The sequence below is a fragment of the Streptomyces sp. NPDC006208 genome, assembly GCF_040613775.1.
GTDB lineage: Bacteria > Actinomycetota > Actinomycetes > Streptomycetales > Streptomycetaceae > Streptomyces.
The window spans coordinates 1-13,258 of sequence record NZ_JBEXSW010000012.1; the positions used below are offsets into that span (position 1 = coordinate 1).

The window sequence follows — 13,258 nt, forward strand, 5'->3', positions numbered from 1 at the left end:
TCGTGACTGCGTGCCTTTTGAAGAATGAGCCTGCGAGTTTGCGGTGTGTTGCGAGGTTAACCCGTGTGGGGAAGCCGTAGCGAAAGCGAGTCCGAACAGGGCGATTCAGTAGCGCGCTCAAGACCCGAAGCGGAGTGATCTAGCCATGGGCAGGTTGAAGCGGAGGTAAGACTTCGTGGAGGACCGAACCCACCAGGGTTGAAAACCTGGGGGATGACCTGTGGTTAGGGGTGAAAGGCCAATCAAACTCCGTGATAGCTGGTTCTCCCCGAAATGCATTTAGGTGCAGCGTCGTGTGTTTCTTGCCGGAGGTAGAGCACTGGATAGGCGATGGGCCCTACCGGGTTACTGACCTTAGCCAAACTCCGAATGCCGGTAAGTGAGAGCGCGGCAGTGAGACTGTGGGGGATAAGCTCCATGGTCGAGAGGGAAACAGCCCAGAGCATCGACTAAGGCCCCTAAGCGTACGCTAAGTGGGAAAGGATGTGGAGTCGCAGAGACAACCAGGAGGTTGGCTTAGAAGCAGCCACCCTTGAAAGAGTGCGTAATAGCTCACTGGTCAAGTGATTCCGCGCCGACAATGTAGCGGGGCTCAAGCGTACCGCCGAAGTCGTGTCATTGCAGTATGTACCCCCAACGGGGACTGTGATGGGTAGGGGAGCGTCGTGTGCCGGGTGAAGCAGCCGCGGAAGCGAGTTGTGGACGGTTCACGAGTGAGAATGCAGGCATGAGTAGCGATACACACGTGAGAAACGTGTGCGCCGATTGACTAAGGGTTCCTGGGTCAAGCTGATCTGCCCAGGGTAAGTCGGGACCTAAGGCGAGGCCGACAGGCGTAGTCGATGGACAACCGGTTGATATTCCGGTACCCGCTTTGAAACGCCCAATATCGAATCAGACGATGCTAAGGCCGTGAAGCCGCCCCTGATCTCTTCGGAGTGAGGGGGAGTGGTGGAGCCGCCGGCCCAGATCTGTAGTAGGTAAGCGATGGGGTGACGCAGGAAGGTAGTCCAGCCCGGGCGGTGGTTGTCCCGGGGTAAGGGTGTAGGGCGTTGTGTAGGCAAATCCGCACAACATGAGCCTGAGACCTGATGCCGAGCCGATTGTGGTGAAGTGGATGATCCTATGCTGTCGAGAAAAGCCTCTAGCGAGTTTCATGGCGGCCCGTACCCTAAACCGACTCAGGTGGTCAGGTAGAGAATACCGAGGCGTTCGGGTGAACTATGGTTAAGGAACTCGGCAAAATGCCCCCGTAACTTCGGGAGAAGGGGGGCCATCACCGGTGATGAGTCTTGCACTCTGAGCTGGGGGTGGCCGCAGAGACCAGCGAGAAGCGACTGTTTACTAAAAACACAGGTCCGTGCGAAGCCGTAAGGCGATGTATACGGACTGACGCCTGCCCGGTGCTGGAACGTTAAGGGGACCGGTTAGCTCCATTTCGGTGGGGCGAAGCTGAGAACTTAAGCGCCAGTAAACGGCGGTGGTAACTATAACCATCCTAAGGTAGCGAAATTCCTTGTCGGGTAAGTTCCGACCTGCACGAATGGCGTAACGACTTCTCGACTGTCTCAACCATAGGCCCGGTGAAATTGCACTACGAGTAAAGATGCTCGTTTCGCGCAGCAGGACGGAAAGACCCCGGGACCTTTACTACAGTTTGATATTGGTGTTCGGTTCGGCTTGTGTAGGATAGGTGGGAGACTTTGAAACCTGGACGCCAGTTCAGGTGGAGTCGCCGTTGAAATACCACTCTGGTCGTGCTGGATGTCTAACCTGGGTCCGTGATCCGGATCAGGGACAGTGTCTGATGGGTAGTTTAACTGGGGCGGTTGCCTCCCAAAGGGTAACGGAGGCGCCCAAAGGTTCCCTCAGCCTGGTTGGCAATCAGGTGTTGAGTGTAAGTGCACAAGGGAGCTTGACTGTGAGACCGACGGGTCGAGCAGGGACGAAAGTCGGGACTAGTGATCCGGCGGTGGCTTGTGGAAGCGCCGTCGCTCAACGGATAAAAGGTACCCCGGGGATAACAGGCTGATCTTCCCCAAGAGTCCATATCGACGGGATGGTTTGGCACCTCGATGTCGGCTCGTCGCATCCTGGGGCTGGAGTCGGTCCCAAGGGTTGGGCTGTTCGCCCATTAAAGCGGTACGCGAGCTGGGTTTAGAACGTCGTGAGACAGTTCGGTCCCTATCCGCTGTGCGCGTAGGAGTCTTGAGAAGGGCTGTCCCTAGTACGAGAGGACCGGGACGGACGAACCTCTGGTGTGCCAGTTGTCCTGCCAAGGGCATGGCTGGTTGGCTACGTTCGGAAAGGATAACCGCTGAAAGCATCTAAGCGGGAAGCCTGCTTCGAGATGAGGACTCCCACCTCCTTGAGAGGGTAAGGCTCCCAGTAGACGACTGGGTTGATAGGCCGGATATGGAAGCCCAGTAATGGGTGGAGTTGACCGGTACTAATAGGCCGAGGGCTTGTCCTCAGTTGCTCGCGTCCACTGTGTCAGTTCTGAAGTAACGAACTCGCCAGACCCCTGTTCGGGGGTCGGTCGGCTGGAGTTCCACATCTTCATAGAGTTTCGGTGGTCATAGCGTTAGGGAAACGCCCGGTTACATTCCGAACCCGGAAGCTAAGCCTTTCAGCGCCGATGGTACTGCAGGGGGGACCCTGTGGGAGAGTAGGACGCCGCCGAACAATCATTGGCCTCAACCCCCGGACCTTGTCCGGGGGTTGAGGCATTTTTGCGTTCAGGGCGATATCTTCGGATGGGCGGCGAAGAACTCCCAGATCAGGTCCGTGGCGTCGATGCCGGCCTCCGACGCGCCCATCGTCGCGTCCGTGCTGCCCGGCCAGCTGTGGCCCATGTCGGGGAGGCGGTAGGTAATGAAGTCGGAGGCGTCGCGGCACTGCGCCGATGTACGGGTGACGTTCTTGCTCTGCACCTTCTCCGGTCGGCCTGCCGTGCAACTCAGCCGTTCGGACCAGGACGTGATGCCCAGTTCGAACTCGTCGTAGTGCTGGTCGCCTCCGCCGATGAAAGTCGCGACAGAGACCGGGGTCTTCGGCATGTACGTCGGCTTCGCCGCGTCCAGGCCGATGTAGCCGCTGCTGACCGGTGCGATCGCGGCAAAGGTGTCCGGCAGCTCGACCGCAAGCTTGAAGGACATGTCGCCACCGTTCGAGATGCCGGTCGCGTAGATGCGCCGGGGGTCGGCCTTCCAGATGCCGACAAGACGTTCGGTCATCGCGCCGATGAAGCCGACATCGTCCTCGGCACCGCAGCACACCAGGGCGTTGTACGCCTTGTCGAGTCCGTCGGGATAGGCAACGAGGAAACCTTCCTTGTCCGCCTTCGCGTTGAAACCGGTCAGCCGCGCGGCATACGCGCCGTCGGCCGGGTACGGGTGCATGGCGATGACCAGTGGCACGCGTTGTGCCGCCGTGTAACCGGGCGGTGCGTGCACGGTGTAGACGCGTGGCTTGCCCTGCCAGGTCATGGCGACGGTCTGGTCTCCCGGGCGGGGCGTCTCCTTCGGTGTGTTCTGCGTCGCCGGGGGCTTCTTGGACTTCTTCTTTCCGGCGCCGGCGTCAGAACCGCAGCCGGCCAGAGGCAACAGCACGGCCACGGCGGCGATCCACAAGGGGCGTATCCGCATGAGCGCATGGTGGCAGCAGGCCACGGGCGGTCCAGAGGAATGGATGGTTCGGAGAACACCTGAGTTCGGGGTATGATCTGTTGCGTTGCCGCGCGGAAGACCGCCGGAGTGCAACAGGCCCCTATAGCTCAGTCGGTAGAGCGTCTCCATGGTAAGGAGAAGGTCAACGGTTCGATTCCGTTTGGGGGCTCATTGAAGAAGGAGGCCCCCCGCCGATCGGCGGGGGGCCTCCTTCTTGTTCAGTTCCTGTGGGGCTCCGGGACGCGCATCGCCAGGATGGCCATGTCGTCCGAAGCCGGCTCAGCCGCGAATCGCTCGACCGCGCGGAGAACGCGTGCGGCGACCGCTCCGGCCGTCAGGCCCGTACACGTCGTCAGGACGTCGGCGAGACCGTCGTCGCCCAACATGCGGGTGCCCTCGCGGCGTTCGGTGACGCCGTCCGTGACGCACAGCAGGACGTCGCCAGGGTCGAGGGTGACCGTCTGCTCGTAGAGCTCCAGGTCGTCCATGACACCGAGCAGCGGCTGCGGCTCCGCAGCAGGCACCACAGTGCCGTCCTGGCGCAGACGCAGCGGGAGCGGATGGCCGGCGCACACGACCTTGAGCATCGCGCTGCCGTCCGCCTGGGGCCACAACTCGCCGTACAGAAGCGTGAGGAAGCGGCTGCGCGCACCCTCGTCGAGGATGGCCGCGTTGAGCCGCTCCAGGACGGCCGGGCCGCCGAACCCCTCGCGGGCGAGCAGCCGCAGAGCGTGCCGGGCCAGGCCCGTGACGGCTGCGGCCTCCGGGCCCGTACCGCAGACGTCGCCGATGGCGAAGCCGTACGCGCCGTCGCGGATCGGGAAGAGGTCGTAGAAGTCGCCGCCGACCTCGTTGCCTTCGCCGGCCGCCCGGTAGATGACCTCGACCTCGACGCCGGGGATCTGGGGGAGCTCCGGCGGCAGCAGGCTGCGCTGCAGGGACTGACTGATCGCCATGCGCTCCGAGTACAGGCGGGCGTTGTCGAGAGCGAGGGCGGCCCGGCGGGACAGGTCCTCGGCCAGTTCCAGGATCTCCTGGCGGAAGTGGTCGTCCGAGGGCTTGCCGAGCGTCAGCATGCCGATGACGCGGTTACGGGCGACCAGGGGGAGGACGACCGTCTCGCCGCCGACCGCCGCGGCTGTGGCGAGCGTGACGCCGATTCCGGAGGAGACCGGCGGGGACGCACCGAGGCCCAGTTCGCGCTTGGACGCGAGCAGGGCGGCACGCTGGGCGGCTTCACCGGGCGCCGTCCACACCCGTGCCCCCGGTGTCGGGACAGGGTCCGGAGGATCGATCCTGGCCAGTAGTGCCTTGAGACCGTCGATACGCTCCTCGTCCTCGTGGAGCACAAAGCTGAGGTACGGCTCCGAGGCCTGGTCGGCGATCGTGTAGACGGCGCACCAGGTGGCGAGCGTGGGGACGGTCATCTGGGCCATCAGCGCCAGGGTCTGGTCCCGGTCGAGTGTGCCGGCGAGCAGGTCCGATGCCTCGACAAGAAAGGAGAGCGAGCCGCGGCGCAGCCGCTCCAGCTCGCCGAGGCGGGCCGATTCGACCGCCAGCGCGATGCGGTCGGCGGCGAACTGGAGGCGCAGAGCCTCCTCGTTGGAGTACCGGCCCGCCGTTTCGGCGGCGACGCCGAGTGAGCCGGTGAGCCGGCCCTCGACCTTGAGCGGGACGGTGACGACCGAGCGCATGCCGGTGGAGTTGAGCAGTGGAACGGCACCAGGCACGGCCGTCAGGTCCTCGTGCACCGCGGGCATCCTGGCGGAGCCGTAACGGCCGGTTCCTGCCTCCACCGGGACGCGGGCGAAGCGCTGGCGTGCCGAGGGCAGGCCGGTCGTGGCCCGGACCTCCAGCTCGGTCTCGTCGTCGGTGGCGAGCAGCAGGAAGGCTGCGTCGCCGTCGAGCATGTCGCGAGCGCGCTCGACCGTGCGTTGCAGCAGGCCGTCGAGGTCGTCCGGGGCGGGAGAGCCGATGAAGACCTCGAACGGGTCCGCGCTGCCGCCTTCGGAACCGGTTTCCGTGACGGGTGCCCGCTGCGGAGTCTGCAGCACGGCACGCTCGTCGTCGCGTACCAGCAGACAGACTGTGGACGGTTCGCCGTTCGTGTCGCGTACCCGAAGGTGTGATGCGTAGACGGGCAGTACCCGGCCGTCGATGCCGCGGATGCCGTAGCTGCCCTCCCAGCGGGAGAGCCGGAGGGCTTCGGCGATACCGGTGCCGATGCCGGGCGTGTGCGGCCAGGCGGCGAAGTCGGTGAGCGGTTTGCCGATGACCTGATCGGCCGCGTAGCCGAAGAGGTGCTCGGCGTCCTCGTTCCATACGGAGATGGTGCCGGTGCGGTCGATCTGCGTGACGGCCACGCGCACCCGCTCGTCGGTGACCGGAAGCAGGGCGGTGGGCAGCACCGGGCCGGCGGAGCGGGTACCCACCGGGCGCTGCGGCAGGTCGAGTTGGAACCACACCTGCTTGTAGGTGGGGGCGTACTCGACGCCCCAGCGGGAGGCGAGTGCCGCGCACAGCAGCAGTCCCCGGCCGTTCTCCTGGTCGGGGCTGACGAAGGTGCGGCCGCCGCCCTGGATGGGGATCTCGCGCTCGGGGTAACGGTCGGCGACCTCGACCCGTACGCCGTCCTCGGTGCGCAGACACAGGACGTCGGCCGCGGTGCCTGCGTGGATGACCGCGTTGGTGACGAGCTCGCTGGTGAGTACCACCGCGTCGTCGACGACATCGGCGTACCCCCACCCCTGAAGGGTGTCCCGGACGAACGCCCGCGCGGACGCGACCGACCGTCCGACCGGCTCGAAACATGCCGCCGCCCGCGCGGTGATCACAGAACTCCTAGTACGCGTCTCGACGCCCGGCTCTGCCATGATCGGCCTGACCCTCCCGGTGCCCGGTGTTGGTACGTGCGCCACACTGCCCCCGCCGGGCGGACCGGGGCGGTTGGACAGCCGGATGCCAGGTTACTTACCTTCGCTGTCCGAGCGGATGCCGGACGTCACTGTTTCCGCCCACCTTGGGCGGGGACGCTATGCGAAGCTGCCGAACTGTTATGGCCTGGTTCGGCCATGGTGAAACACTGGGCAGGCTTCCGGAGACAGCCCGGGCAGTACGGTCAACCCCTGCGGGAGGGACACGGTGGAGTCTGGCGTGGCAGCGCGTGGCAATAACACGCGCCCGAAAGGCGGACGTTCCCGGAGCAATGGGACAACCGAGGTGGATACGGCGGCGCTGAACCGGCTGCGGGCGGCCCTGATGTCGATGCGGGACGGCAACTTCCGCCGTCGTCTGACCGTCTCGGGCGACGGGGTGATGGCCGAAATTGCGGCCGTTTTCAACGAGGTCGCCGACCGGAACCTGCATCTCACGGGCGAGCTCGCGCGTGTACGCAGGATGGTCGGACGCGAGGGGAAGCTGACCGAGCGGCTGGAGACGGGGGCCTGCGAGGGCTCCTGGGCGGCCGCCATCGATGCCTCGAACGCGCTGGTGGACGATCTGGCGCGGCCGGTGTCCGAGGTCGGGAGGGTGCTCTCGGCGGTCGCCGAGGGTGACCTGGAACAGCGCATGGAGCTGCGTTCCCACGAGGACGACGGCGCGGACACGTCGGTGCGCCCGCTGCGCGGTGAGTTCCTCAAGGTCGCCCGCACGGTCAACAACCTGGTCGACCAGCTGTCGGCGTTCACCGACGAAGTGACGCGGGTCGCACTGGAGGTCGGCACCGAAGGCAAGCTCGGCGGCCAGGCCCAGGTGCGCGGTATGTCCGGTTCGTGGAAGGACCTCACGGATTCGGTCAACACCATGGCGTACCGGCTGACCGCGCAGGTGCGCGACATCGCACTGGTGACGACGGCGGTGGCCAAGGGCGACCTGTCGCGGAAGGTCACCGTCCATGTGGCCGGCGAGATGCTTCAGCTGAAGAACACCGTCAACACGATGGTGGACCAGCTGTCCTCGTTCTCCTCCGAGGTCACCCGTGTGGCACGCGAGGTGGGCACGGAGGGCGAGCTCGGCGGTCAGGCGACCGTGCCGGGTGTGGCCGGTGTGTGGAAGGACCTCACCGATTCGGTGAACACGATGGCCGGCAACCTGACCTCCCAGGTGCGTGGCATCGCCGAGGTGACCACGGCCGTGGCAAACGGCGATCTGTCGCAGAAGGTCACCGTGAGCGCGCGCGGCGAGGTGGCCCAGCTCGCCGAGACCATCAACCAGATGACCGAGACACTGCGCACGTTCGCCGACGAGGTCACCCGCGTGGCCAGCGAGGTCGGCGCGGAGGGCCTGCTCGGCGGCCAGGCGCAGGTGCCGGGTGCGGCGGGTACGTGGAAGGACCTCACCGATTCGGTGAACACGGTCTTCCGGAACCTGACCACCCAGGTGCGGGACATCGCGCAGGTGACGACGGCGGTCGCCAACGGTGACCTGTCGCAGAAGGTCACGGTCGATGTCGCCGGCGAGATGCTCGAGCTGAAGAACACCGTCAACACGATGGTGGACCAGCTTCAGTCCTTCGGTTCCGAAGTGACGCGGGTGGCGCGCGAGGTCGGCGTCGAAGGCCGTCTCGGCGGTCAGGCGGAGGTGCCGGGTGCGGCGGGTACGTGGAAGGACCTCACCGACTCGGTCAACACCGCGTTCCGCAACCTCACCGGCCAGGTGCGGGACATCGCGCAGGTGACGACGGCGGTCGCCAACGGAGACCTGTCGCAGAAGGTCACGGTCGATGTCGCGGGCGAGATGCTCGAGCTGAAGAACACCGTCAACACGATGGTGTCGCAGCTCTCCTCGTTCGCCGATCAGGTCACGCGGATGGCGCGGGACGTGGGCACGGAGGGCCGTCTCGGCGGCCAGGCGCGCGTGGACGGCGTCAGCGGCACATGGAAGGAACTGACGGACTCCGTCAACTTCATGGCGGGGAACCTGACCTCGCAGGTCCGTCAGATCGCCCAGGTGACCACGGCGGTGGCCCGTGGTGATCTGTCGCAGAAGATCGACGTGGACGCGCGCGGCGAGATCCTGGAGCTGAAGAACACCATCAACACGATGGTCGACCAGCTCTCGGCCTTCGCCGAGCAGGTGACCCGGGTGGCGCGGGACGTGGGCACGGAGGGCCGTCTCGGCGGCCAGGCCCAGGTGCCGGGCGTGGCCGGTGTGTGGCGCGATCTGACCGACTCCGTGAACGGCATGGCCGAGAACCTCACCGGCCAGGTCCGCAACATCGCGCAGGTCGCGACCGCGGTGGCCCGTGGTGATCTGTCGCAGAAGATCGACGTGGACGCGCGCGGCGAGATCCTGGAGCTGAAGAACACCCTCAACACGATGGTGGACCAGCTCTCGAACTTCGCCGAGCAGGTGACCCGGGTGGCCCGCGAGGTGGGCACCGAGGGCATCCTCGGCGGCCAGGCCGAGGTCCAGGGTGTGTCCGGCACCTGGAAGGACCTCACCCAGTCCGTCAACTTCATGGCGAACAACCTGACGTCCCAGGTGCGCAACATCGCCGAGGTGACGACGGCGGTGGCCAAGGGCGACCTGTCGAAGAAGATCACCGTCGATGCCAAGGGCGAGATCCTCGAACTGGTGACGACCGTCAACACGATGGTGGACCAGCTGCTGGACTTCGCGGACGAGGTGACCAGGGTCGCCCGCGAGGTGGGTACGGAAGGCGTACTGGGCGGCCAGGCGCGGGTGCGCGGTGTCACCGGCATCTGGAAGGACCTCAGCGACAACGTCAACCTGATGGCCAACAACCTCACCAACCAGGTGCGCAACATCGCCCGCGTCTCGGCGGCGGTCGCCAACGGCGATCTGACCAAGAAGGTGACGGTCGAAGCACGGGGCGAGGTCGCCGAACTGGCGGAGACCGTCAACACGATGGTGACGACGCTGTCGTCGTTCGCCGACGAGGTGACCCGGGTGGCCCGCGAGGTGGGCACCGAGGGCGAGCTGGGCGGCCAGGCGCATGTGCCGGGTGTCTCCGGCACCTGGAAGGACCTCACCGAGTCCGTGAACTCGATGGCGTCGAATCTGACGGGCCAGGTGCGTCAGATCGCGACGGTCACCACCGCCATCGCCAAGGGCGATCTCACCAGGAAGATCGACATCGATGCGCGCGGCGAGATCCTGGAGCTGAAGACCACCATCAACACGATGGTCGACCAGCTGTCGTCGTTCGCCGAGGAGGTCACCCGGGTGGCCCGCGAGGTGGGCACCGACGGCCAGCTGGGAGGCCAGGCGCGGGTACGCGACGTCGACGGCACCTGGCGCGACCTCACCGAGTCCGTGAACGAGATGGCCGGGAACCTGACCCGTCAGGTGCGCGCGATCGCGGCCGTCGCCACGGCGGTTACCCGGGGCGACCTCAACCTCAAGATCGATGTGGACGCCGCGGGCGAGATCCAGGTGCTGCAGGACAACATCAACACGATGATCGCGAACCTGCGCGACACGACCCTGGCCAACGAGGAGCAGGACTGGCTCAAGGGCAACCTGGCGCGTATCTCCGGTCTGATGCAGGGGCGGCGCGATCTCGACGACGTCGCCTCGCTGATCATGAGCGAGCTGACCCCTGTCGTCTCGGCGCAGCACGGCGCGTTCTTCCTGGCCATGCCGACGGGGAACGGCGCGGACGTGTCGGGCTCGGCCGAGGCCTCGTACGAGCTGTGCATGCGCGGCAGTTACGGGTACTCCGCCGGTCTGATGCCCACGTCGTTCCGGCCGGGGGAGACGCTGATCGGTACGGCCGCAGAGGAGAAGCGGACCATCCAGGTCAGCGTGCCGCCGGGCTATCTCAAGATCTCCTCGGGGCTCGGCGAGGCCTCGCCGGCGTACGTGATCGTGCTGCCGGTCCTGTTCGAAGGGAAGGTCCTCGGTGTGATCGAGCTGGCGTCGTTCCAGCCGTTCACGCACATCCAGCGGGACTTCCTGAACCAGATCGCCGAGATGATCGCCACAAGCGTCAACACCATCAGCGTCAACACCAAGACCGAGGTGCTGCTCAAGCAGTCGCAGGAGCTGACCGAGCAGCTGCGTGAGCGCTCGGCGGAGCTGGAGAACCGGCAGAAGGCGCTGCAGGCCTCCAATGCCGAGCTGGAGGAGAAGGCGGAGCTGCTCGCGCAGCAGAACCGCGACATCGAGGTGAAGAACACCGAGATCGAGGAGGCCCGGCAGGTGCTGGAGGAGCGGGCCGAACAGCTCGCGGTCTCCATGCGCTACAAGTCGGAGTTCCTCGCGAACATGTCGCACGAGCTGCGTACGCCGCTGAACTCGCTGCTCATCCTCGCCAAACTGCTCGCGGACAACGCGGCGGGCAATCTCTCGCCCAAGCAGGTGGAGTTCGCCGAGACGATCCACGGCGCCGGATCCGACCTGCTGCAGCTGATCAACGACATCCTCGATCTGTCGAAGGTCGAGGCGGGCAAGATGGACGTCAGCCCGACCCGTATCGCGCTGGTGCAGCTCGTCGACTACGTGGAGGCGACCTTCCGGCCCCTCACGGCGGAGAAGGGGCTCGACTTCTCGGTGCGGGTCTCGCCGGAGCTGCCGGCGACCCTGCACACCGACGAGCAGCGGCTGTTGCAGGTGCTGCGCAACCTGCTGTCCAACGCGGTCAAGTTCACCGACAGCGGCGCTGTCGAGCTGGTGATCCGGCCGGCGGGCGCCGATGTGCCGCAGTCGATCCGCGAGCAGCTGCTGGAGGCCGGGTCGCTGCGGGACGCCGATGGGGATCTGATCGCCTTCTCGGTGACCGACACCGGCATCGGGATCGCGGCGGGCAAGATGCGGGTGATCTTCGAAGCGTTCAAGCAGGCCGACGGAACGACCAGCCGGAAGTACGGCGGTACGGGGCTCGGGCTGTCGATCAGCCGGGAGATCGCCCGGCTGCTGGGCGGCGAGATCCATGCGGCGAGCGAGCCGGGCCGCGGTTCGACGTTCACGCTGTACCTGCCGCTGCAGCCGAGTGAACTGCCGCCGCAGGGCTATCCGCAGCTCGCTCCCGGGGCCACGGACGGACATGACGGCGGGGACGTGGCCGAGCACGGCGCGCTGCCGCTGCAGTCGGTCTCCTCTGCGCCCTCGGGCCACTCGGGACCCGCAGCCCTGTTCCGGCGCAGGCGCAAGGCGCTGGGGGCCGTGGGGCAGCACAGTCCGCTGCCCGGCCGGCCGGGCGGGCAGACCGGGCCGTCCCAGGACACATGGGCCGAGGCCCTCGCCGACGAGGAGATGCCGGAGCAGCGGCGGGTGTTCGCCTTCGACGGCGAGAAGGTGCTGATCGTCGACGACGACATCCGCAACGTCTTCGCACTCACCAGCGTGCTGGAACAGCACGGGCTGTCGGTGCTGTACGCGGAGAACGGCCGCGAGGGGATCGAAGTCCTGGAGCAGCATGACGATGTGACAGTCGTACTGATGGACATCATGATGCCCGAGATGGACGGGTACGCGACCACGACGGCGATCCGCAGGATGCCTCAGTTCGCGGGCCTGCCGATCATCGCGCTCACGGCGAAGGCGATGAAGGGCGATCGCGAGAAGGCCATCGAGTCGGGCGCTTCCGACTACGTCACCAAACCGGTTGATCCTGACCACCTGCTCGCGGTGATGGAGCAGTGGATGAGCGAGGAGTGACCGGTCGGCGTTCAATTCCTTGGCAATTGCTGACTGACTGTGCCCGAAGGTGTGTGAGGGGCTTGCATTCGGGGAACCTTCTCGACTCCTGCGGCGTTTTTGGTACGTGCACAGTGACATCACGGTGACAGGGTGTGGCGACGGGCGGGGTGCGGCTACCATGACCGGCACAAGGACGGGCGACGCAAGGGAGTCGTCCCCTGGGGCGGCGCCCGGTGCGTCCCCCAGCTCTCTGAGCTGGGGAGACCCCAAGCCGGGGCGAGGAGGACGGGGCATGGTGCAGAAAGCCAAGATCCTCCTGGTCGATGACCGGCCGGAGAATCTGCTCGCGCTGGAGGCCATTCTCTCTGCGCTCGATCAGACACTGGTGCGGGCATCGTCAGGGGAGGAAGCGCTCAAGGCGCTGCTGACGGACGACTTCGCGGTCATCCTGCTGGACGTCCAGATGCCAGGAATGGACGGCTTCGAGACCGCCGCGCACATCAAGCGGCGGGAGCGGACCCGCGACATCCCGATCATCTTCCTCACCGCCATCAACCACGGCCCGCACCACACCTTCCGGGGCTACGCGGCAGGGGCCGTCGACTACATCTCCAAGCCGTTCGACCCCTGGGTGCTGCGCGCCAAGGTCTCCGTCTTCGTCGAGCTGTACATGAAGAACTGCCAGCTGCGTGAGCAGGCGGCGCTGCTGCGCCTCCAGCTGGAGGGCGGCCAGGCAGGCGGGGGCGAGGCAAGGGAGCCCGCCGGACTCCTCGCCGAACTCTCCGCCCGGCTCGCGGCAGTTGAGGAGCAGGCCGAAGCGCTCTCCAAGCAGCTGGACGACGACTCGGCGGACGCGGCGGCCGTGGCCACGGCCGCCCATCTCGAGCGCAAGCTCACCGGACTGCGCCGTGCACTGGACGCGCTGGAGCCCGGCACCGGCGGCGGCGCGCCGACGCTCCCCTCGCAAAGCTGACCGAGGTCCGGTG

General features: G+C 66.1%; 4 protein-coding genes, 1 tRNA gene and 2 rRNA genes. 5 read left to right on the forward strand and 2 right to left on the reverse strand.

Annotation, left to right across the window (positions count from 1 at the left end):
• Both ABZ208_RS11815 and rrf read left to right on the forward strand, forming a co-directional pair.
• Positions 1-2,473: ribosomal RNA gene (locus ABZ208_RS11815) — 23S ribosomal RNA — on the forward strand; the annotation flags it as partial.
• A gap of 95 nt (positions 2,474-2,568) precedes the next feature.
• Positions 2,569-2,685 (forward strand): 5S ribosomal RNA (gene rrf, locus ABZ208_RS11820).
• 53 nt (positions 2,686-2,738) lie between these two features.
• Here the strand turns inward: rrf and ABZ208_RS11825 are convergent.
• A complete protein-coding gene (locus tag ABZ208_RS11825; protein WP_356909337.1) occupies positions 2,739-3,647 on the reverse strand; it encodes a PHB depolymerase family esterase in 909 nt (302 codons plus the stop codon).
• 117 nt (positions 3,648-3,764) lie between these two features.
• Between ABZ208_RS11825 and ABZ208_RS11830 the strand changes: the two genes are divergently transcribed.
• A tRNA-Thr gene (locus ABZ208_RS11830) sits at positions 3,765-3,837 on the forward strand.
• Positions 3,838-3,886: 49 nt separating this feature from the next.
• Here ABZ208_RS11830 and ABZ208_RS11835 read toward each other — a convergent pair.
• A complete protein-coding gene (locus ABZ208_RS11835; protein ID WP_356909338.1) occupies positions 3,887-6,541 on the reverse strand; it encodes a SpoIIE family protein phosphatase in 2,655 nt (884 codons plus the stop codon).
• Between the two features lie 268 nt (positions 6,542-6,809).
• Here ABZ208_RS11835 and ABZ208_RS11840 point away from each other — a divergent pair, with 268 nt between their 5' ends.
• Together ABZ208_RS11840 and ABZ208_RS11845 are read left to right on the forward strand one after the other, a co-directional pair.
• Entirely contained in the window at positions 6,810-12,290 is a 5,481-nt protein-coding gene (locus ABZ208_RS11840; RefSeq protein ID WP_356909339.1) for a HAMP domain-containing protein, read from the forward strand.
• Positions 12,291-12,564: 274 nt separating this feature from the next.
• A complete protein-coding gene (locus ABZ208_RS11845; RefSeq protein WP_328395725.1) occupies positions 12,565-13,245 on the forward strand; it encodes a response regulator in 681 nt (226 codons plus the stop codon).
• The last annotated feature ends 13 nt before the right edge of the window (positions 13,246-13,258 follow it).

What these genes read in the sequence shown, in the direction of transcription:
- ABZ208_RS11825 (WP_356909337.1), bottom strand. Translation starts at nt 3,647, where the DNA reads ATGCGGATACGCCCCTTGTGGATCGCCGCCGTGGCCGTGCTGTTGCCT.
- ABZ208_RS11835 (WP_356909338.1), bottom strand. Translation starts at nt 6,541, where the DNA reads ATGGCAGAGCCGGGCGTCGAGACGCGTACTAGGAGTTCTGTGATCACC.
- ABZ208_RS11845 (WP_328395725.1), top strand. Translation starts at nt 12,565, where the DNA reads ATGGTGCAGAAAGCCAAGATCCTCCTGGTCGATGACCGGCCGGAGAAT.